The 20,416-nt window shown below is 59.7% G+C and carries 24 protein-coding genes, 1 tRNA gene and 1 riboswitch; of the genes, 16 read left to right on the top strand and 9 right to left on the bottom strand.

Going from position 1 to position 20,416, the window contains the following annotated elements:
• Positions 1-18: 18 nt before the first annotated feature.
• A complete protein-coding gene (locus ABH944_RS26755) occupies positions 19-1,233 on the top strand; it encodes a class I SAM-dependent methyltransferase (protein WP_404610209.1) in 1,215 nt (404 codons plus the stop codon).
• Positions 1,234-1,295: 62 nt separating this feature from the next.
• Positions 1,296-2,369 carry a DUF72 domain-containing protein gene (locus ABH944_RS26750; protein WP_404610210.1) on the top strand — a complete coding sequence of 358 codons (1,074 nt, stop codon included), beginning with the start codon at positions 1,296-1,298 and terminating at the stop codon, positions 2,367-2,369.
• 81 nt (positions 2,370-2,450) lie between these two features.
• On the opposite strand, the gene msrA is transcribed toward ABH944_RS26750, so the two are convergent.
• The gene (gene msrA, locus ABH944_RS26745; protein WP_404610211.1) at positions 2,451-3,011 is read right to left on the bottom strand and encodes a peptide-methionine (S)-S-oxide reductase MsrA; all 561 of its coding nucleotides are present in this window, start codon (positions 3,009-3,011) and stop codon (positions 2,451-2,453) included.
• A gap of 256 nt (positions 3,012-3,267) precedes the next feature.
• On the opposite strand from msrA, the gene ABH944_RS26740 reads away from it, so the two are divergent.
• Positions 3,268-3,777: a flavin reductase family protein gene (locus ABH944_RS26740; protein WP_097265014.1), complete on the top strand. Its 510-nt coding sequence runs from the start codon at positions 3,268-3,270 to the stop codon at positions 3,775-3,777.
• A 48-nt stretch (positions 3,778-3,825) separates the two neighbouring features.
• On the opposite strand, the gene ABH944_RS26735 is transcribed toward ABH944_RS26740, so the two are convergent.
• Positions 3,826-4,314: an Lrp/AsnC family transcriptional regulator gene (locus ABH944_RS26735; protein ID WP_062081678.1), complete on the bottom strand. Its 489-nt coding sequence runs from the start codon at positions 4,312-4,314 to the stop codon at positions 3,826-3,828.
• Positions 4,315-4,455: 141 nt separating this feature from the next.
• The gene (locus ABH944_RS26730; RefSeq protein ID WP_404610212.1) at positions 4,456-5,295 is read right to left on the bottom strand and encodes an IclR family transcriptional regulator; all 840 of its coding nucleotides are present in this window, start codon (positions 5,293-5,295) and stop codon (positions 4,456-4,458) included.
• A gap of 99 nt (positions 5,296-5,394) precedes the next feature.
• Between ABH944_RS26730 and ABH944_RS26725 the strand changes: the two genes are divergently transcribed.
• The gene (locus ABH944_RS26725) at positions 5,395-6,585 is read left to right on the top strand and encodes an acyl-CoA dehydrogenase (protein ID WP_404610213.1); all 1,191 of its coding nucleotides are present in this window, start codon (positions 5,395-5,397) and stop codon (positions 6,583-6,585) included.
• Positions 6,586-6,699: 114 nt separating this feature from the next.
• On the opposite strand, the gene ABH944_RS26720 is transcribed toward ABH944_RS26725, so the two are convergent.
• Positions 6,700-7,338: a peroxiredoxin gene (locus tag ABH944_RS26720; protein WP_404610214.1), complete on the bottom strand. Its 639-nt coding sequence runs from the start codon at positions 7,336-7,338 to the stop codon at positions 6,700-6,702.
• Positions 7,339-7,810: 472 nt separating this feature from the next.
• Here ABH944_RS26720 and ABH944_RS26715 point away from each other — a divergent pair, with 472 nt between their 5' ends.
• The 3 genes from ABH944_RS26715 (at position 7,811) to ABH944_RS26705 (ending at position 9,308) form a co-directional block, all read left to right on the top strand.
• On the top strand, positions 7,811-8,113 hold the full coding sequence (locus ABH944_RS26715; RefSeq protein WP_062081668.1) for an ElaB/YgaM/YqjD family protein: 303 nt from the start codon (positions 7,811-7,813) through the stop codon (positions 8,111-8,113).
• A 225-nt stretch (positions 8,114-8,338) separates the two neighbouring features.
• Complete coding sequence (locus ABH944_RS26710; RefSeq protein WP_404610215.1) at positions 8,339-8,719, top strand: phage holin family protein; 381 nt, start codon at positions 8,339-8,341, stop codon at positions 8,717-8,719.
• Between the two features lie 94 nt (positions 8,720-8,813).
• On the top strand, positions 8,814-9,308 hold the full coding sequence (locus tag ABH944_RS26705; protein ID WP_404610335.1) for a DUF3318 domain-containing protein: 495 nt from the start codon (positions 8,814-8,816) through the stop codon (positions 9,306-9,308).
• Between the two features lie 40 nt (positions 9,309-9,348).
• Here ABH944_RS26705 and ABH944_RS26700 read toward each other — a convergent pair whose 3' ends face one another.
• The 4 genes from ABH944_RS26700 to glyA form a co-directional block, all read right to left on the bottom strand.
• Complete coding sequence (locus tag ABH944_RS26700) at positions 9,349-9,522, bottom strand: hypothetical protein (protein ID WP_404610216.1); 174 nt, start codon at positions 9,520-9,522, stop codon at positions 9,349-9,351.
• 400 nt (positions 9,523-9,922) lie between these two features.
• Entirely contained in the window at positions 9,923-10,024 is a 102-nt protein-coding gene (locus ABH944_RS26695) for a prepilin-type N-terminal cleavage/methylation domain-containing protein (RefSeq protein ID WP_404610217.1), read from the bottom strand.
• Positions 10,025-10,189: 165 nt separating this feature from the next.
• Positions 10,190-10,672: a transcriptional regulator NrdR gene (gene nrdR / locus ABH944_RS26690; RefSeq protein ID WP_062081655.1), complete on the bottom strand. Its 483-nt coding sequence runs from the start codon at positions 10,670-10,672 to the stop codon at positions 10,190-10,192.
• Positions 10,673-10,675: 3 nt separating this feature from the next.
• Positions 10,676-11,923, bottom strand: a complete 1,248-nt coding sequence (gene glyA / locus ABH944_RS26685) for a serine hydroxymethyltransferase (protein ID WP_404610218.1) — start codon at positions 11,921-11,923, stop codon at positions 10,676-10,678.
• 161 nt (positions 11,924-12,084) lie between these two features.
• Positions 12,085-12,184: riboswitch (ZMP/ZTP riboswitch) on the bottom strand.
• Between the two features lie 333 nt (positions 12,185-12,517).
• Here glyA and ydfG point away from each other — a divergent pair.
• The 9 genes from ydfG (at position 12,518) to ABH944_RS26640 (ending at position 19,281) form a co-directional block, all read left to right on the top strand.
• Positions 12,518-13,264, top strand: a complete 747-nt coding sequence (gene ydfG / locus ABH944_RS26680) for a bifunctional NADP-dependent 3-hydroxy acid dehydrogenase/3-hydroxypropionate dehydrogenase YdfG (protein ID WP_404610219.1) — start codon at positions 12,518-12,520, stop codon at positions 13,262-13,264.
• Positions 13,265-13,374: 110 nt separating this feature from the next.
• Positions 13,375-13,890, top strand: coding sequence for a tol-pal system-associated acyl-CoA thioesterase (ybgC, locus tag ABH944_RS26675; protein ID WP_404610220.1), 516 nt, complete (start codon positions 13,375-13,377; stop codon positions 13,888-13,890).
• 187 nt (positions 13,891-14,077) lie between these two features.
• Positions 14,078-14,755, top strand: a complete 678-nt coding sequence (tolQ, locus tag ABH944_RS26670; RefSeq protein WP_404610221.1) for a protein TolQ — start codon at positions 14,078-14,080, stop codon at positions 14,753-14,755.
• A 10-nt stretch (positions 14,756-14,765) separates the two neighbouring features.
• Positions 14,766-15,212 (top strand): protein TolR, encoded by a 447-nt coding sequence (gene tolR, locus ABH944_RS26665; RefSeq protein ID WP_097265032.1) that lies wholly within the window; start codon positions 14,766-14,768, stop codon positions 15,210-15,212.
• Positions 15,212-16,306 (top strand): cell envelope integrity protein TolA, encoded by a 1,095-nt coding sequence (gene tolA / locus ABH944_RS26660; RefSeq protein WP_404610336.1) that lies wholly within the window; start codon positions 15,212-15,214, stop codon positions 16,304-16,306. The genes tolR and tolA overlap by 1 nt, the downstream gene beginning before the upstream one ends.
• 116 nt (positions 16,307-16,422) lie before the next feature.
• Entirely contained in the window at positions 16,423-17,715 is a 1,293-nt protein-coding gene (tolB, locus tag ABH944_RS26655) for a Tol-Pal system beta propeller repeat protein TolB (protein ID WP_404610222.1), read from the top strand.
• Positions 17,716-17,759: 44 nt separating this feature from the next.
• The gene (pal, locus tag ABH944_RS26650) at positions 17,760-18,266 is read left to right on the top strand and encodes a peptidoglycan-associated lipoprotein Pal (protein ID WP_062081640.1); all 507 of its coding nucleotides are present in this window, start codon (positions 17,760-17,762) and stop codon (positions 18,264-18,266) included.
• A gap of 27 nt (positions 18,267-18,293) precedes the next feature.
• Positions 18,294-19,043, top strand: coding sequence for a tol-pal system protein YbgF (gene ybgF / locus ABH944_RS26645; RefSeq protein ID WP_062081638.1), 750 nt, complete (start codon positions 18,294-18,296; stop codon positions 19,041-19,043).
• Positions 19,044-19,205: 162 nt separating this feature from the next.
• Positions 19,206-19,281: transfer RNA gene (locus ABH944_RS26640), tRNA-Lys, on the top strand.
• A gap of 14 nt (positions 19,282-19,295) precedes the next feature.
• On the opposite strand, the gene ABH944_RS26635 is transcribed toward ABH944_RS26640, so the two are convergent.
• Entirely contained in the window at positions 19,296-20,375 is a 1,080-nt protein-coding gene (locus ABH944_RS26635; protein ID WP_404610223.1) for a tyrosine-type recombinase/integrase, read from the bottom strand.
• Positions 20,376-20,416 lie beyond the last annotated feature (41 nt).

Raw genomic sequence — 20,416 nt, 5'->3', positions numbered from 1 at the left:
TGAGCGCGGAGAACGAGCATGTTTTGGGAGAAAAAGCTGACGCAGTGGGTGCAGGACATTCGGGACCGGGCAAACCTGCCCGCCCGCTTGGTACTGTGGGATGGACAGCAACATGACTTCGGAAGTTTCGCGGCGCCGCAAGTCACGCTACATGTGAAGAGCGCAACCGCACTACCCTATCTGCTGGAACCGAGTCTCGACAACCTCGGCGAAGCCTATGTGAAGGGCAAGATCGATATCGAAGGCAAGCTGTCGGACATCATCAATATTGGCTACGGGCTGGCCAAGAACACCGTCACGAGCGCGAGCAAGCTGGCGCGCGTGCGGCGCTATTTCAATCATACGAAGGCGTCGGACAAGAAAGCCATTCAGTACCACTACGATGTATCGAACGAGTTCTACGCATTGTGGCTCGACAAGAACATGGTGTACTCGTGCGCGTATTTCGAGAACGGCGATGAAGACCTCGCCACCGCGCAGATCAAGAAAATCGACCACATTCTCACGAAGATCCAGCTGCAACCGGGCCAGCGCCTGCTTGACATCGGCTGCGGCTGGGGGGCGCTCGTCTTGCGCGCCGCCCAGAAATTCGGTGCGAAATGCGTGGGCGTCACGCTCTCCCAGAACCAGTTCGACCTCGCCACCAAGCGCGTGAAAGAAGCCGGACTGGAAGGCCAGATCGAAATCCGCCTGCAGGATTATCGCGACGTGCAAGGCCAGTTCGACCGGATCACGAGCGTCGGCATGTTCGAGCACGTCGGCCGCAAAAACCTGCCCGGTTACTTTGCCAAGGTGCGCGAACTGCTGGTCGACGACGGCATTGCCATGAACCACGGCATTACGTCGACCGACTTCAACAGCGGCGAAACGGCGCTTGGCGGCGGTGAGTTCATCGACCGGTACGTGTTCCCGGACGGCGAGTTGCCGCACATCGGGCTCGCACTCGAAGCACTGCAGGAAGGCGGCCTGGAAGCCGTCGACGTGGAAAGCCTGCGCCGTCACTACGCGCGTACGCTCGACATCTGGGCGGAAAATTTCGAGACGAAGTCGGAGCAGGCGAAGAGTCTTGTCGACGATGAAAAATTCCGCATCTGGCGCGTGTATCTTGCAGGGTGTGCGTACGCGTTCGAAAACGACGATGTGTCGATTTACCAGATTGTGTGCCGCAAGGCCGGGCGCAGCGCGAAAACGCTGCCGTGGTCCCGCCGGTATATCTACGACAAAGCACTCTGAGTTCTACGCCTGACTCCCCCGCCTCCCACGAACCCGCATCCGGTGATGAACCGGATGCGGGTGTGGAGCCGCCTGAGCAATCCGCGCTACAGGTCGATCTGTTCGGGGCGGTGGAAGAGCCGGAAACGGTAAATAGCAAAGGTCCGGCGGCCCCCTCCCCCACAAAATCGAAATCACGTGGCGGCATCTTGCCCGCCCTCGCCGCGCCCGACCATCACGCGTTAGCTCTCCGTCTTCCCGACACCGTTCATATCGGCCCCTCCACGTGGTCGTTTCCCGGCTGGCGCGATATCGTGTACGGCGACGAATATTCGTCCGCGAAGCTCTCCCGCGATGGCCTCAACGCGCTCGGCGCGCATCCATTGCTGCGTTGCGTATCGATAGACCGTTCGTTCTACGGGCCGTTATCGGTGGCCGACTATGCGCGCTACGCGAACCAGGTGCCTGCCCATTTCCGCTTCATCGTGAAAGCGCCTGCTTCCGTCACCGACGCCACCGTCCGCGGCGACAAAGGCGCCCCCGCCGGCGATAACCCCGCTTTCCTGAACGCGCGTATCGCCATCGACGAATTCGTGCAGCCGTGCATCGCCGGCCTGGGAGAAAAAGCTGGCGCGCTCGTGTTCCAGATTCCACCGTTGCCGGACGCGCTGATCGTCGATCCAGGCGTCTTCCTCGAGCGGCTCTCCGCGTTTCTCAACGCGTTGCCGCCACTGCCCGGTGAAAGTTGTTACGCGGTGGAGTTGCGCGACGCCATCATGCTGACGCCGCGTTTCATCCGCGTGCTGCGCGACGCGAAGGTGCGCTATTGCGTCGGCATTCATGCGCGCATGCCCGATCCCCGGCGCCAGGCGAAGGCGCTTGCGCTGCTGGACGAAGGCGGACTTGGGCCGCTGATCGTGCGCTGGAGTCTGCACGGCGGCTTTAAATACGAGCAGGCGAAAGCGAAGTACGAGCCGTTCGATAAACTCGTCGATGAAGACCCGGACACGCACGAAGCGCTCGCCGAACTCGCGTTGCGCTACGCGCTGGCAGGGCAGCCGGTGGTCATCGCGGTGAACAACAAGGCAGAGGGGTCGGCACCGCTGACCTGTTTCAAGATCGCACGGAACATGGCGGCCGGGCTGCCACAGACATAAGCCGCCGGAATAAAAAACGGGCTTCGATTTCTCGAAGCCCATCTTCCCTTATGTGCCTTTCAAACCGTGCCGTTCAACCGCTCAGCGTTTCAGCCGGTGCGCGAACTTCTGCCTGAACTTCGCCACCTTCGGCGCGACCACGAACGCGCAGTATCCCTGATTCGGATGCTGCTCGAAGTAGTTCTGGTGATAGTCCTCGGCCGAAAAATAATTGCCGTTCAGCGGCGTGACTTCGGTGACGATCTTGCCGTCGAAGATGCCTTCTTTCTGCAATTCATCGATCACTTCCAGCGCGATCTTCCTTTGTTCGTCGGAGTGCGTAAAGATGGACGACCGGTACTGCGTACCCACATCATTGCCTTGCCGGTTGAGTTGCGTCGGATCGTGGGTCGCAAAGAAAATCTCCAGCACGTCCCTATACCCGATCACCGCAGGATCGAATTCCACCTTGATGACTTCGGCGTGACCGGTCGTGCCGTCGCAGACCTGTTCGTATGAAGGGTTCCTGACCTGGCCGCCGGCATAACCCGATTCCACCGACAGCACGCCTTCGACGCCTAGAAAAACCGCTTCGGTACACCAAAAGCAACCGCCGCCAATGGTGGCGGTTTCGCGCTTTGCCTGCTCGTCATGTTGCGTCATGCTGGCTCCTGGTTCGTGTTCCGCGAGAGACACCAAAATGTGCGCGGACGCCTGTGAATCAACCCTTCCAGCTTACTGGTTTTCGGTTGTCCGCGTTGCCAGTACGGCCTTTAGCACCGTGGCGAACAGGCTGATTCCGATAGAATCGTCACAATCGCCAATCCTCCGATGACTTCGAAAACTTCATCCGGCTTATTGTTCAGCTATTGTTTGCCGCCTGGATTTCGCCGATACCGTCGAACCTGAACCCATCCCGATGAAACGCGCCAATCCTCCGAATTTCGACGCTACCGCTTTCCGCGACGCCCTCAGCCAGTTTGCCACTGGCGTCACCGTCATCACCACACGCGCCGAGTCCGGCCAGTTGATCGGCATTACCGCTAGTTCGTTCAACTCCGTTTCACTCGATCCGCCACTCGTGTTGTGGAGCCTCGCGACCAAATCCGCCTCCATGCCGGTATTCCAGGCCAATAGCCACTACGTGGTCAACGTACTCGCAGCCGATCAAGTCGATCTGTGCAAACGCTTTGCGACGGTCAAGGGTGACCGCTTCGCCGGCGTGTCACATGCCGCGGGAGACAGCGGCATGCCCGTCCTGGATGGCGCCCTGGCGTGGTTCGAATGCCACAACCGCAGCCGCTATCAGGAAGGCGATCACGTGATCTTCGTGGGTCAGGTCGAGCGATGCGGTGTGCACGAGAATGCAGCGGAAATTGCCCCGCTGGTGTTTCAGGCGGGGCAGTTTCATACGCTTGGATCGCTGTGACGTTCGGCTTGCTACAGCCCGGTTAAGACGCTCGTTTAATGCGCTCGTTCAGCCGGTTCTTTCGATCAGGGCAACCGGCACGCCCGCTTCGTCTTTCATGGTCTGAAGCACGATGTTCGAGCGGATGTCGATCACACCCGGCGCCTTGTACAGCTTGCTCAGGATGAAGTCCGAATAGTGCTTGAGATTATGTGCAAGCACGCGCAGGACGTAATGGGTGTCACCGGTCACGACAAACGCACCCACCACTTCCGGCCATTCCCGCACCGCGTCCGCGAATTTCTCGTGCCAGTTTTCCTGGTCGTTGCGCATGGAAACATGGACGAACGCCTCCAGCTCCACGCCCAGCCGTTCCCGGTCGAGACACGCGCGATAGCTCGCTATTACCCCTTCTTCCTCGAGCAGCCGCATACGGCGCAGACATGCCGACGGCGAAAGCGAAATTCGCTCAGCCAGATCGAGGTTACTGATACGTCCATCTTCTTGCAGCACCGACAAAATACGGCAATCCGTTGCGTCCAGCGAGAACCCGGTCATTTTTTAGTCTCCCTGCGGCTGTTTCATCGAATTATGTTCTAAGAGCCATCTTTTTGGGATGTTATTTATAAATCACGTTTTCATCGTTTTCGGCGCGATTTAGTCATCAAGCGGCCCTATTCGGGCTTAATCGGCGTTACTTCACGCCAGTCGCGCGGCCAGCGTGCGTAGCTTGGGCGCAACGATATTGCGGAAATACGCCTCGTCCATCGACGATGCCGGCCCGCTGCTGCTCAGCACCAGCCATCGCCCGTTGCGGATATCGCGTAAAGGCGCGGCGATCGCGTTCACGTCGGCATGCCAGTCGCGAAACGAATAACAGCAGCCATCGCGCGCGTAATCGTCGATCGCATCCTGCGCCGCCTTCACCAGCCGCGCGCCGTCCTCGCCGTTTTTCACCGCCGCCGCCCCGAGCTCTTCGAGCAAGGCCGCGCGCTGATCCGGTTCCTGCACCGCCAGATACGCGCGGCCCATCGAGCTGGTCAGCATGGACAGCCGTGAGCCGGGCGCGAGGCCGAGCGTCAACGCGGTCTCGCTCCGGATGGTTTCCAGATAGATCATGTCGAGATCGTCGCGGCATCCCAACGACACCGCCGCGCCAATTTCCCGCGCCAGCACCCGCATGTGCGGGCGCGCGAGTTCGAGTGCATCGGCGCCGGCCAGCAGCGCGAATCCGAGCGACAACACGCCCGTGTCGAGCGCGTATTTGCCTGCCGGTTCGTCAAAACGAAGATAACCGAGCGTGGTCAGCGTATACGCAAGCCGGTTGACGGTGGCTTTCGGCAGGCCAGTTCTATCGACGAAATCACGATTTCCCAGCAAGGTCTCGCCCGGACGAAATGCGCGCAGCATCTCGAGCCCGCGGGCGAGCGCGACGACAAACTTGCGTTCATCGATTCCTTCTGAAGGATCGGACGGCTGTGCGGACAGCTTCGAGAACGACTTCGGCAACTCGGAATTCCGGATGGAAGTTATTGGCATCGGATGTTAGACTCGGTTCTGATTTGCAAAACATTGTTCCGCTTAGCGGAACTTCAGTCAAGTCCGAAAATCAGGAATAGAGGAAACAGGAGAAATAACATGGCCGATGACGCCCGCTTCAGTTGGGAAGATCCGTTGCTGCTCGACCAGCAACTCAGCGACGAAGAACGCATGATCCGCGACGCTGCGTACGCTTACGCGCAGGACAAGCTGCAGCCGCGTGTGCTCGACGCGTTCCGCAACGAACACACGGACGTGGCGATCTTCCGCGAGATGGGTGAACTCGGTCTGCTCGGCCCGACCATTCCGGAGCAATACGGCGGTCCCGGTCTCAACTACGTCAGCTATGGCCTGATCGCGCGCGAAGTTGAACGTGTGGATTCGGGTTACCGGTCGATGATGTCCGTGCAATCGTCGCTCGTCATGGTGCCGATCAACGCATTCGGCACCGAAGCGCAAAAGCAAAAATATCTGCCGAAGCTGGCGACCGGCGAATGGATCGGCTGTTTCGGGCTCACCGAACCGAACGCCGGATCAGACCCCGCCAGCATGACAACGCGTGCCAAGAAGGTGGACGGCGGATTTTCGATCTCCGGCCAGAAGATGTGGATATCTAATTCGCCGATCGCCGATGTGTTTGTCGTGTGGGCGAAGCTGGAAGAGGACGGCCGTGACCTGATTCGCGGTTTTATCCTCGAAAAAGGCTGGAAGGGCTTGAGCGCACCGGCCATACACGGCAAGGTCGGCTTGCGGGCATCGATCACCGGCGAGATCGTGATGGATGAAGTCTTCGTGCCGGAAGAAAACCTGATGCCGAACGTGAGCGGCCTCAAAGGCCCGTTCACCTGCCTGAATTCGGCGCGCTACGGGATCGCGTGGGGTGCGCTCGGTGCAGCCGAAGCGTGCTGGCACATGGCACGGCAATACACGCTGGATCGTAAGCAGTTCGGCCGTCCGCTCGCGGCCAACCAGTTGATTCAAAAGAAACTAGCCGACATGCAGACGGAAATCACCCTCGGGCTGCAAGGCGTGCTGCGTCTGGGCCGCATGAAGGACGAAGGCACGGCGGCGGTCGAAATCACGTCGATCATGAAACGCAATTCGTGCGGCAAGGCACTGGATATCGCCCGCCTGGCGCGTGACATGCTCGGCGGAAATGGTATTTCAGACGAATTTGGCGTGGCGCGGCATTTGGTAAATCTGGAAGTGGTGAACACGTATGAAGGCACGCATGACATCCACGCGCTGATCCTCGGGCGCGCCCAGACGGGGATTCAGGCGTTTTTCTGAGCTGAGTTCCTGTGAGCATATCCACGGCTCGTCGAGACCCCGAAAAAACAAAAAGCCAGCGCGTTTCATGCGTTGGCTTTTTGTTTTTTACTTGGCTCCCGGTCCGGCAAGCGCTTACTTATCGGGCTGAGGCGTCAGGCGCAGATACGGGCGCACAGCCTTGAAGCCCTTCGGGAATTTGCGCTTGATCTCCTCCGGATCCTGCAGCGACGGCACGATGATCACGTCGTCGCCCTGCTTCCAGTTGCCCGGCGTGGCGACCGAATGACTATCGGTCAGTTGCAGTGAATCGATCACGCGCAGGACTTCGTCGAAATTTCGCCCCGTACTCGCCGGATACGTGATGGTCAGGCGAACCTTCTTTTTCGGATCGATGACAAAAAGCGAGCGCACCGTCTGCGTCAAATTTGCGTTCGGGTGAATCATGTCGTAGAGCTCGGACACTTTCCGGTCCCCGTCGGCCAAAATCGGGAAACCGACATTCGCCGCCTGCGTCTCGTTGATGTCCTTGATCCACTCCTTGTGCGACTCCACGGTATCGACCGACAACGCGATCGCCTTCACGTTGCGTTTCTCGAACTCGCCCGCCAGCTTCGCGGTCAGACCCAGTTCCGTGGTGCAGACCGGCGTGAAATCCGCCGGATGCGAAAACAGCACGCCCCAGCTGTTGCCAAGCCACTCGTGGAACTTGATACGGCCCACGCTGGAATCCTGTTCGAAATCGGGCGCCGTGTCGCCTAGACGCAAACTCATAATGTGTCTCCTCGAAGTGATGCACCGGGTCATTCGTCACACGGTGCAGGTCTGGTACAGGTTGAATGCAGGTATCCGGATCTTGCCCGGGGGTTCGGATTTGGCCAGGCCGCTCAGGGTCATCCCGGCACGACGGCCCGCCAAAAATTAAAGCATAAGGGACTAGACCTGCACAACGAACGAACATTCCGTCACATCGTCATGCATTTTTGTAATTTTTCGGTCTCGGCGAAAACTTTCGCGGACGGAAATATCCTCCGCTCGATGCCCCCTCGACGCACCATTACGCACCCCGTGCATTGAATGGCCGGGCTTTACGTGCGAGCGCGATGGCTTCCTTGACGATCCTCGCGGTGAGCTTTGTGTCAGCAGGAACAGAAACTGCAAGCTTTGATCTCGGGGCCGGATGGACCTCAATTAGCGACCGCTTCTTTGGTACGATTGGCGTAGCCTCACTCGTGTGGAGCCATCAATGTCAGAAATTAATAAGGAGCGATTCATGTCGGATATCAAAACCGTTCTCGCAGACGCCGAAGACCTGTTGAAACAGGCCGCAAGCGCCACGGGCGAGCGTGCATCCGAGTTGCGCGAGACCGCTCTGAGCCGCTTGAAGCAAGCGAAGGAGAAGGCTGCCGACGCACAAGTCGTGGTGATCGAGAAAGGCAAGAAAGCCGCGCGTGCGACCGACGACTTCGTACACGAACGCCCATGGGCATCAATTGGGATTGCTGCAGGTTTAGGCGTTGTTGTTGGTTTGTTGATCAACCGCCGTTAATCCTCGTCAATTCCGGCACCGGGTCCGGCCGCTGTTTTGCCGCGCTTTGCTGAGTTGGCGGGCCACCCGGCGAGCCAACCCGGAATTCGCCCGGTGAAAACCGCAACTGCCTGGGACCGCCGGGGTTTTGCCGACCGGCGTTCAGAGTAATAGACCGGCCGGGCGGCTACAGGACCCGGCCGGAAATCTTCGCGCCAAAAATAACGCGCTCCTCGCGCTCAAGCCATGACGACAGACAGGCACTCTCAGCACGATACGCAAGGGCCGTTGCGCCGCATTGTCAGCTCCGTGTTCGCCATTTTCGAAACGCGTTTGGAACTGATCGGCATAGAACTCGCTGAGGAAAAGGAGCGGCTGATCGGCGTGCTCTTCCTCGGCCTTGCCGCGATGATGCTCACCATGATGGCGCTCATTACGCTCACGGTGCTGATCGCGATCGCGTTCTGGGATACGTACCGGTGGCAATCGCTTGCTGCGATCACGGTCGTGTACGCGCTGGTTGCCGTGTTTTGCGCCCTTCGGGCGCGCACCGGTCTGATCAATGCGCCTAACGTCTTCGACGGCACGATTGCCGAGTTCAAGAAGGACCGCGACACGTTCAAGTGATACCTGATCAGCGCTGCGGGCTCACCTCATGGCGACGCCCGGGCAGTACGACCACACCGTATTCATCGACGACCATCCAAGAGCTCGCCACGCCATGAGTCACTACGACGACACCTTCAAAGCTCCGAAGCGAGCGCCCGCGCACAAGTTGAGCACGCCCCACATGCGTGCATTGCGCAAGGAATTGCTGATCGCGCGGGCGGACGTCGAGCGCATGGAACTCGCGCAGGCCAGCGCCGATCTGCGCTACAAGGTCTCGCATTTCAGCGTCCTTAATCTGCTGATGCCGGGGCGCCGCAAGCGTGGCCGGGCAGCAGAAGGCAGCGGGCTCCTGAGCCGGCTGAGCGGCCTGTTCGGTGGCGGCAGCGGCCTGGCCTTGTTGCTTAAGCAATATCCCGTGGTGAGTTCGCTCGCCTCGCTGGTGCTCGCGAAACCGGTGCGCTCCCGCCTGATCGCCAGCGCGAAACCCATACTGAAGTGGGGTGGTCTGGGCCTGCTGGGCTGGGAGGCGTATCGGGTGTGGCAACAGATGAAATCGAGTCCGGACAAGCCCTTGTCGCCCGACGTTCCCGTCGATCCGGACGCCTAAGCGGATAATTCTTCACGTTTGTTTCGTTTCTTCAATCTGCTCATCTTCCACTCCAGCACGCCGCCACTTTGGGCGGCGTGAGATTTTCCATCGACCGGTTTGACCTGACACCCGTTGCGTCCAGCGAATCGATTCCGCCGGTGTCGCCGGCGTTGACCGGCTCCGCTTCGATCGAATACCCGCCGTTCTGCTCCGACTCGCCGATTATGCGCAACAGATAGACCGCCGTGCCCGACGCAGGCGCCTGGTCAAGCTGAACGGCAGCCTGGTAGCCACGTCATTGCTCCAAACCGTTCGCGCGCTCTCCCTATGTTGAGCGGCACGGTAAAGCGCAGTCACCGCATCCAGCCGATACCCTCCTGCCACCTGTTCCCAGTACCCTGGCATGGCGAATGTCGCAATGATCGCCGCCACGCCGAGCGTGATCATGAGGCGCCGCCCCCGGCCGGGCGGCCTGGCGAGCAACCGAACAGCGCCGGGCTCTTGTCTGCCGGCTCGGCGCCCGCCGGGACAAAACCCGCCCTCTGCACCTGCTGGTCGATCAGGTCGAGGGCGGTGCTTGCCGCGTCGCGCAGGCGCGTTGTTTCCGTCGCCTGATCGTAGGCAAACCGCTGTCAGCGAGACAGTGAAATAGTCGCGAGAACGACCAGCAAACCGAGTGCAACGGAGACAGTCAGCTCGAGCAGCGTAAAGCCTGACAAGCATCGTAAATTCATCTGTATTCCTTATCGATTGAGCTCAAGCCAACACTCAATCTAGGCAGAATTTTCGATGTGCGCCATTAGCCGATCGGTCGAGTATCGGACGTGCAAAAGCCTCGACATACTGTCAAAACGATCACTGGGTCCAAGCGAGAAAGGACAGGGAAATGCGGAAAATGCTCAGCGTTTTCGGGGACTGGATTTGCGCGGCGCGGCACGCCGGAATTCCTCGAGCACGTCTTCGAATTCGGACACGTCTTCAAAGCGTTTGTAGACCGAAGCAAAACGCACGTAGGCAATGGTGTCCAACTGGCGGAGCTCGTTCATCACCAGTTCGCCCAGACGGTCGCTGCGAACTTCTCGTTCGCCGCTACCAAGCAACTGATATTCGATCCGCGCAACGGCGGCATCAACGGCGTCCGCAGCAACCGGGCGTTTGCGCAGCGCCAGTTGCATGCTCGCCACAATCTTGGCGCGGTCGAACTCGGTACGGCTGCCGTCCTTCTTGACGACCGACGGCAACGCGAGTTCCACGCGCTCATACGTGGTGAAACGTTTGTCGCAGGCGGGGCAACGCCGCCGCCGGCGAATTGCCGCCCCATCTTCCGACACGCGCGAATCCGCCACTTGCGTGTCCTCGTGCCGGCAGAAGGGGCAGCGCATGGCTTAGCCGTAGACCGGGAATTGCTTGGTCAACGCGGCGACCTTCGTGCGTACGCGCTCGAGGTTGGCTTCGTCTTCCGGCGCGTCCAGCACGTCGGCAATCAGGTTACCCACCTGCTCCGCCTCAGCCACACCGAAACCGCGCGTGGTCATGGCCGGCGAGCCGAGACGCACACCGCTGGTGACGAACGGCTTTTCCGGATCGTTCGGAATCGCGTTCTTGTTCACGGTGATATGAGCCTTGCCGAGCGCAGCTTCCGCTGCCTTGCCGGTGATGTGCTTGGCGCGCAGGTCGACCAGCATCACGTGGCTCTCGGTGCGTCCCGAAACAATCCGCAAGCCGCGCTTTACTAGGGTCTCGGCCAGCACCCGCGCGTTCTCCGCGACCTGTTGCTGGTATGCCTTGAATTCCGGCGACAACGCTTCCTTGAACGCCACGGCCTTGCCGGCAATGACGTGCATGAGCGGGCCACCCTGGATGCCCGGGAAAATAGCCGAGTTGATCTGCTTCTCGAACTCGGCTTTCATCAGGATCACGCCGCCGCGCGGGCCGCGCAGGCTCTTGTGGGTCGTGGTCGTGACGAAGTCAGCGAACGGCACCGGGTTCGGATAAACACCGGCGGCGATCAGACCGGCGTAATGCGCCATGTCGACCATGAAATACGCGCCGACGCTCTTTGCGATCTTCGACAGCCGCTCGAAATCGATCTTCAGCGCAAACGCGGACGCGCCCGCCACAATCAGCTTCGGCTTGTGTTCCTTAGCCAGCTCCTCGGTTTTGTCGTAGTCGATATCTTCGGCTTCGTTCAGGCCGTAGCTGACCACGTTGAACCACTTGCCGGACATGTTCACCGGCGAACCGTGCGTGAGGTGACCGCCTTCAGCCAGGCTCATGCCCATGATGGTGTCGCCGGGCTTGAGCATGGCGAAGAACACGCCCTGATTGGCTTGCGAGCCGGAATTCGGCTGTACGTTCGCGGCTTCCGCGCCGAACAATTGCTTCACGCGGTCGATCGCCAGTTGCTCGACAATATCGACGTACTCGCAGCCGCCGTAATAGCGCTTGCCCGGGTAGCCTTCCGCGTATTTATTCGTGAGTTGCGAGCCTTGAGCGGCCATGACGGCCGGGCTCGTGTAGTTTTCCGACGCGATCAGCTCGATGTGATCTTCCTGGCGGCGGTTTTCCTGCTCGATCGCCGCAAACAATTCCGGATCGACCTGGGCGATGGTACTTTGGGCTTTATCAAACATACGTTTTCCGTTGAATGGGTGTCAGTTGACCGGATCGCGCGTGTACATATGCGCTACGCCGCGAGAGCGAGAAGCACGATGGGTCCCAAGCGAGGCGGAAGAGAGAAGCTCCGTTTACGCGAGACGGACAGCCACCGGCAACGCAACGAGCGCGTGCGGATCTCAGCTGCCCAGGCGAACGGCAAAACGACACCCTGCGCTTCCCGGTGGGTTAATCCACCTCGGATCCGAAGATCCTTGTCGCCAGTTACGCAGGGCTGGAGAGCCTTAGTTTAATGGGCCGCCTGAGAATAGGCAACTGCCGGAAAACCCCTTAAACAGGCGCTTCCAAGGCAGCAACGTTCTAGCGGCGACCGGGTGCGAATCTCACCCAGGTGCCACCGAAGTATGGCCCAGGCGCTAAAATTGCCGACCGGGAGCGGTATTTGCGCTGCTAAGCCGGCCTCGAAAGCGAATTGAAAGAAATATCTTGACAACTTGCCGCGTCGCAGCAATGGAAGTACGCTGTCCCGCTTTCTCGCAAACGTCCGGGCGGCGGCACGCGAGCGTTCCTTTCCGAAATCTGACGCACAACATTACAACCGGAATCCGCACATGATCGTATTTGTCACTGGCGCTTCCGCCGGCTTCGGCGCAGCCATTGCGCGCACGTTTGTCAAAGGCGGCCATCGCGTGATTGCAACCGCGCGCCGTAAAGACCGCTTGCTGGCGCTGTCGCAGGAACTCGGCGACGCGCTGCTGCCCGTCGAACTCGACGTTCGCGACGAGGCGGCGATCAAATCGGCCGTCGCGGCGCTGCCGGATGCTTTTTCGCATATCGACGTGCTTGTCAACAATGCCGGTCTGGCGCTCGGCCTGGAACCGGCACAGCGGGCGAGCCTGGACGACTGGAACAACATGATCGACACCAACTGCAAAGGATTGGTCACGGTCACGCATGCGTTATTGCCCGGCATGGTCGAACGCAATCGTGGGCACGTGTTTAATCTGAGTTCGGTCGCGGCCACGTATCCTTACGCGGGCGGCAATGTTTATGGCGCGACCAAAGCATTCGTGCGCCAGTTCAGCCTGAACCTCCGCGCGGACCTGAGCGGCACGGCGTTGCGCGTCACCGACATCGAACCGGGCCTGTGCGGGGGCACGGAGTTCTCGAATGTTCGCTTCAAAGGCGACGACTCGAAGGCATCGAACGTCTATAAGGACATGCAGCCGCTAACGCCCGAGGACATTGCCGACTCCATCTATTGGATCGCCACGCGCCCGGCGCACGTGAATATCAACGCCATTGAGTTGATGCCGATCGCGCAGTCGTTTGCTCCATTGACCGTGCATCGCGGCTGAGTCAGGCCAGTGAATATGCCAGGCGTACAGCCGATGGTTGCCAGAAAGCAGCAACCAACAGCACGATTCGACGGACGTTTTGCGGCTTCCGGTAAAATGCGCGGATGAACATGTCCACCAGCGAGCCTCAGCAGGCGAAACGCCTCTTGACCTTCGATTGGCCGCTCCGGGTCTATTACGAGGACACCGACGCCGGCGGTATCGTCTTCTACGCGAACTACCTGAAGTTTTTCGAACGGGCACGCACTGAATGGTTGCGGGCGTGCGGCATCGACCAGCGTGTGCTGGCCGAGTCGGACGGCGTGTTGTTCGTCGTCAAGCGCACGGCGCTCGAGTATTCGGCGCCCGCGCGCCTCGATGACATCATTCATGTGGTAAGCCGGATCGAGCGTATTGGCGGAGCGTCGGTGGATTTCCATCAGGAAGCCCGGCGGGACGGCACCTTGCTGGCTTCCGGCGACATCAAGGTGGCATCGGTCAGTGTCGGCGCCATCCGCCCGGTCGGGATTCCTGCCTCGGTGCTCAACGGGTTACGCAGCGGACCGCAAGAATCTGTCTCAAATAACGCGTCAACCATGGCAGTGCCAGTACCGTTTAAATCATCTTGTTCAGAAAAACCCATGTAGACAAAGACTCTTTGACTCCATCAAGACCTGAACCGAATCGAGCCCGCGTGCTATCAGGCATGCGGGCATAGAAGTACCGAGTATTTGCTTGCAGGACCTGTCTACGCTTTCAGTCGTTTGTCGAAAACCTGACAATTCCGAGCCAGTGCACCTCGGACGCCCCTTTGGGACGTAACAGCGGACCTTTATGAACACTACACAAGACCTGTCGATCGTTTCTCTCGTCATCCATGCAAGCCTGCTGGCGCAGGCCGTCATGGCGCTGCTGCTGATACTGTCGTTGTTGTCGTGGACCTACATCATTCGCAAGTGGTTTGCCATTCGGCGCGCGCAGAATCAGACCGAGCGTTTCGAACGCGATTTCTGGTCGGGCGGTGACCTGCAGGCGCTTTATCAAAGTGCTGCTAATAACCGCCACACAATTGGTGCGCTGGAACGGATCTTCGAATCGGGCATGCGTGAGTTCCTCAAGGGCAAAGAGCGCCGCATGAGTGATCCGGCCGCGATTCTCGATGGTTCACGCCGTGCCATGCGCGCCGCGTTCCAGCGTGAAATGGATGTGCTGGAAGTCAACCTCGCGTTTCTCGCGTCGGTCGGCTCGGTCAGCCCGTATATTGGTTTGTTCGGCACGGTCTGGGGGATCATGAATTCGTTCCGCGGCCTGGCCAACGTACAGCAGGCAACGCTTGCGAACGTGGCGCCGGGTATTGCCGAAGCGCTCGTGGCGACAGCAATCGGCCTGTTCGCGGCGATTCCCGCGGTGGTGGCGTACAACCGCTACGCACACGATATCGACCGCCTCGCCATTCGCTTCGAAACGTTTATCGAAGAGTTCTCGAACATCTTGCAGCGTCAGGCCCATTAAGGAGTCCAGTATGGCCGGAGGTCCAATGCGTTCCAGCATGCGCGGCAGTTCAAGGCGCGCCATGTCCGACATCAACGTCGTGCCGTACATTGACGTGATGCTCGTGCTGCTCGTCATTTTCATGGTGACCGCCCCGCTCGTCTCGCCTTCCATCATCAACCTGCCCACGGTCGGCAATGCGGCTCCCCAGGAGCAAACGCCCCCGGTCGTGGTCAATATCAAGGCCGACGGCAGCATGACCGTGCGCTACAAGGACGACGGCGGCGCGGCACAGCAGCAGAGCATGACGGAGGGTGACCTCAAGACGTTCGTGCTGAATCGCCAGGAATCGCATCCCGACCAGCCCGTGGTGATTGCTGCCGACAAGACCGTGAAATATGAAGTCGTCATGAACGTGATGTCGGATATGAAGGCGCGAGGCGTCAAACGGGTCGGATTGTTAGTCAAATCGCAATGATGAATCGGCAGTCCAGCAGTCACCATGGTGCGCGTGTCAGCGCGCGCCCCGTCCGTCCGCCGCGTGAACGCGGGACATGGAAAGCGTTCGCGCTCGCCGCGCTGATGCATGTGCTGCTCGGGATCCTCCTGTATCACGGCGTCAACTGGCAGAACAACACCCCGGCGGGCGCCGAGGCAGAGTTGTGGACCGACATCCCGGATGTGTCGGCGCCTACGCCCCGCCCTGTTCCGCCGCCTGCGCCGCCGATCAAGGTGCAGCCGGCACCGCCGCCGGCGAAGGACGAGGAAGCTGACATCGCATTGCAGGAAAAGAAACGTAAGCAGCAGGAAGCAGCGGCCCGCGCCGCGCAACTGGCTGAACAGCAACGTGCGCAGCAGCTGGCCGACCAGGAAGCGGAGGCCAAGCGCCAGCAGCAGCTCGCAGCACAACAAGCTGCGCAGCAAGCCGCTTTAGCGGCGCAAAAAGCGGCTCAGGATAAGCAGAAGCAGGCCGATAAGCAAAAGCAGCTTGCTCAACAGAAGCTCGATCAGCAGAAGGCGCAACAGGCCAAAGAGAAGGAAGCTGACGCAGCGAAAGCCGCGGAGCAGCAGAAGGAAGCTCAAGAGAAGGCGCAGGAGCAGGCGGACGCCAAGGCCAAGGCTCAGGCGGACGCCAAGGCGAAAGCCAAGGCCCAGGCCGACGCACAGGCGAAGGCCAAGCTTGATAAGGAACGCAGCGCGCGGCTTGCGGCGTTGCAGGGTCAGGCGGGTGGCGGAACGAGCGAGAGCGGCGAAGGACTGGCCAAGAGCGGTACAGGTCGCGGCGCGGGTGGGACCGCGACATCGGCCGGGTACGCTGAGAAGGTGCAGCGGCGCGTTCGTCCAAACATCCGGTGGGGAGGAGAAACAGCGGGACTTGAGACGGTGATCTCGGTACGTGTCTCTCCGGCGACCGGCACGCTGTTGTCTGCGTCAATCCAGCGCTCGAGCGGCAACGATCAGTGGGACCAGGCCGCGCTCCGCGCAGTTCAGCTCTCGGATCCGATGCCGCTGGACATCAACGGTCAGGCACCGCCGACGTTTACGATCACAATGCGTCCGGCGGGTGGTTGAACGGACATGGTAAAACGACAGCGCACAATGAGCCTTGACGGGAACGAATTGTGCGTCCGGTGGTCTCTTCTGCTGCCGCCGGTAGTTTAAAAATCGCTTTTTCTGGAACCAGATACATGAGTTTGATGACAAAGCTTGGCCTGAAAACGCTTGTTGCATCCTGCCTGATCGCCGCGGGCACCGCTGCGCATGCGCAGTTGAATGTGCTTGTAACGGGCGTAGGTTCTACCCAATTTCCCATTGCCACCGCCACGTTTGCCAACGAAGCAAATTCGCCGCAGCAGATTAGCGCGATCGTTCGTCAGGATCTGGCGCGCAGCGGCAAGTTTACAAATATTGATGCGGGCGCCACACCCGTGTCGGAAACGGATTCCGTCGACCTTGGCAGCTGGAAAGCGAAAGGTGCGGACGCATTCGTGTCCGGTAGCGTGAACCGCCTGCCGAACGGCCAGTACGAAGTGCGCTTCCGCCTGTATGACACGGTCAAGCAGCAAAGCCTGGGCGGCCTGTCGCTTGTCAGTCCGGAAAGCGGTTTGCGCATGAGTGCACACAAGGTCGCGGACTATATCTACGCGAAATTGCTGGGGGATCGTGGCGTTTTCGCGACGCGCCTGTCGTATGTGATCAAGACCGGCGGCCGTTATCAGTTGCAGATTTCGGACTCCGATGGTCAGGACGCGCGCATTGCGCTGTCGAGCCCCGAGCCGATCATCTCGCCGGCGTGGTCGCCTGACGGCACCAAGGTCGCGTACGTCTCGTTCGAAAAGAAAAAACCCGTTGTTTATATCCACGACCTGCCGACAGGCAAGCGTGTGATCGTATCGAATCAGAAAGGCAATAACAGTGCACCGGCGTGGGCGCCGGACGGCCGCAAGCTTGCGGTTGCCCTGTCGACTACCGGCAACACGCAGATTTTCCAGGTGAACGCGGACGGCAGCGGTTTGCGTCGCCTGACACTGGGCAGCTCGATTGACACCGAGCCGGCTTACTCTCCCGATGGCAACACGATTTATTTCACGAGCGACCGCGGCGGCGCGCCTCAGATCTACAAGATGTCGGCGAACGGCGAAAGCGCCGGCCAGGCACAGCGCGTCACATTCACGGGGAATTACAATACAAGCCCGCGAGTGAGCCCGGACGGCAAGCAGATTGCGTACATTTCGCGTGTTGGCGGCGGCTTCAAGTTGTATTTGCTGGACCTCGCGTCCGGCACGGCAACTGGCCTGACCGACACCACAGCAGACGAATCGCCCAGTTTCGCGGCGAATGGTCAGTACATCCTCTACGCCACCCAAGTGAACGGGCGTGGCGTGTTGGCGGCCGTGTCGACTGATGGTCGTACGCGGCAAGTCTTGTCGCTTCAGGGGGGCAGCGTACGCGAGCCGTCCTGGGGTCCGTTCATGCAATAAACCTCACGCAATAACTTAAGCAGCAACACACAAGGAGAGTAACCATGATGTCTAAAATTCGTATCGGCTTTGCAGTGGCGATGGTCGGTGCATTGGCCGCATGTCATTCAGGCGTGAAGCTGGATGAAGGTGCAAACAAAGGCGCGATCGGCACGCAACCCGACGCGAACGCAGTTCAACAGGTCAACGTCGATCCGCTGAACGATCCGAACAGCCCGCTGGCCAAGCGCAGCATTTACTTCGACTTCGACAGCTACGCTGTTCGTGACGACTATCAGCCGCTGCTGCAACAACACGCGCAGTATCTGAAGAGCCATCCGGACCGTCACGTCCTGATCCAGGGCAACACCGACGAGCGCGGCACGAGCGAGTACAACCTGGCGCTGGGCCAGAAGCGTGCTGAAGCTGTGCGTCGCGCAATGTCGCTGCTGGGTGTGGCAGACACGCAGATGGAAGCCGTGAGCCTGGGCAAGGAAAAGCCGCAAGCAACGGGGCATGATGAAGCGTCGTGGGCGCAGAATCGTCGCGCTGATCTCGTTTATCAACAGTAACGTAACCAGTCACGGGTGAGTCGCCGTATGTTGTATCGCTTCCCCTCGCTGCGCTCGGTCGCAGTTGCTTGTTTGTTGGGTTCGGCCGTGGTCGGCGGGTCAGCGCACGCGGCGTTGTTTGATGACAATGAAGCGCGTAAAGCCGTGCTCGATTTGCGCACGAAAACGGATAGTCTGGCTAGCCAGTTGTCCGCCGCTCAGCGCACGATCCTCGATCAATCGAATCGTCTTGACCAGTTGAATCAGCAGGTCGCTACGCTTCGAGGCCAGAACGAGGACCTGGCCAACCAATTGACGACGTTGCAAAAGCAGCAAAAGGACTACTACACCGACCTCGATGGCCGGTTGAAGAAGTTCGAACCGCAGCAGCAGACGGTGGATGGCGTGCAAGGGACGGTGCAGCCCGGCGAGACTGAAGCGTTCAATGCGGCGTCAACGCAATTCCGTAACGGCGACTTCAAGAACGCTGCTGCATCGTTCAGGACGTTTGTCGCCAAGTATCCGGACAGCCCGTACCAGCCGACCGCGCAATATTGGCTGGGCAACGCGCTGTATGCTCTGCGTGATTACAAGGCATCGACCGCAACCTGGCAAAATCTGGTGACGAAATACCCGACGCATCCGCGAGCGCCTGATGCGCTGCTCGCTATCGCGAACAACCAGATCGAGCAAGGTCAAAAAGCCGCTGCGAAAAAGACGCTGGATCAGGTCATCTCGCAGTACGGTGGAACGGAAGCCGCGCAGTCGGCTGAAAGCAAGATGTCGCAGGTGAAGTAAGCAAAGCTGGTCTTTGCGCCTCTCGTTGAAAAAGCCCGTTGCGTGGTTGCTGCGGGCTTTTTCTTATGGGTTTTGTGCGCGATTTCCGCCGTTCCGCGATGCGGAGCATTTTTACGCTCCGTTGACAACTTACGGTCTGTGTGACTATAATTTCGGCTCTTTGGGTCGTTAGCTCAGCTGGTAGAGCAGCGGACTTTTAATCCGTTGGTCACAGGTTCGAATCCCGTACGGCCTACCAAAGATTTAAAGGGCTCAGCGCAAGCTGAGCCCTTTTTCGTTTTCCACGTCGTGACAGGAACGTGACGTGGACGCGTCATTACTGACACGTCCCGCCGCATCCTCAATCCGTGCCGCAGCGGCTGCAAGATTGTCGGTTGCAAATTTCGCGTACCGATCAACCATGCTGCGCGACTTCCAGCCGCCCAAGTCTTTCAACTCGTCACAGCTTGTCCCGGCTTGCCGATGCCAGGACGCCCACGTGTGGCGCAGATCATGAAAACGCACGTCCGTCAGACCCGCCTTGCGCATCGCGGCACACCATCCGGAATTCGTTAAACCCCAAACGATCGGCTCACCGTGATACGTGAAACAGACCCGTGGATGTTTCCCAACTTGCTCCTGCAATACCGCCACTGCATCTGCATTCAACGGCACGCCTCGCGGTGTGCCATTCTTGGTCCGGTTCAGCCAGGCCGTGCGCCTGCCCAGATCGACCCGACTCCACTCCAGACCGGTGATCTCGCCTGCCCGGCAACCAGTCGCCAGTGCGAAACGCACCAGCGCCGCGAGATGGGGAGGACAGGCCAGAATCAGCCTGCCTGCTTCTGCCCGCGTCAGCCACCGGTCCCGCTCAACTTCGCCCGGAAGCAGCCGCACCTTTGGGATGCTATCAATCCATTGCCATTCATCACGCGCCGTCCGCAACAGATTGCGCACCAGCGCGAGATAACGGTTCACAGTTGCCGGTTTGTTACCGCGCTTGAGCTCTCCCTGAACAATCGTCCAGACCGTATCGCCTGTGATCTGATCGAGCGTCATGGCACCCAGGTACGGGTCCAGCATCCGGCAAATCCGCTGCAAGTCCCGATAGCTCCGCAACGTCATCTTGGTGGCGAGGTAGCGGATAACCGCTTCCTGCCACGTTCGCCGGGGCTTGATTCCGAAATGCGCGGCCCGATGGGCGTCAAGCGTTAGCTTGGCTAGCAGCGCCCGCGCTTCTTCGAAGATTTCAGTCCCAGAGCTCTGGCGTATGCGTCTTCCGTCCGGAAGGGTTGTGCTGATCCACCAGTGCCGGGAGTCTTTGCGCCGGTAGATACCTCTTTGCTGAGCCATAAAGGTTCCTTTACGGCCCGCCCTCTACGCTTAGTTTCGTC

Origin of the sequence: Caballeronia udeis (genome assembly GCF_044909315.1) — a bacterium.
GTDB lineage: Bacteria > Pseudomonadota > Gammaproteobacteria > Burkholderiales > Burkholderiaceae > Caballeronia > Caballeronia udeis_A.
The sequence above is the reverse complement of the archived record's forward strand: the minus strand, read 5'-3'. Positions and strand labels throughout refer to the sequence as shown.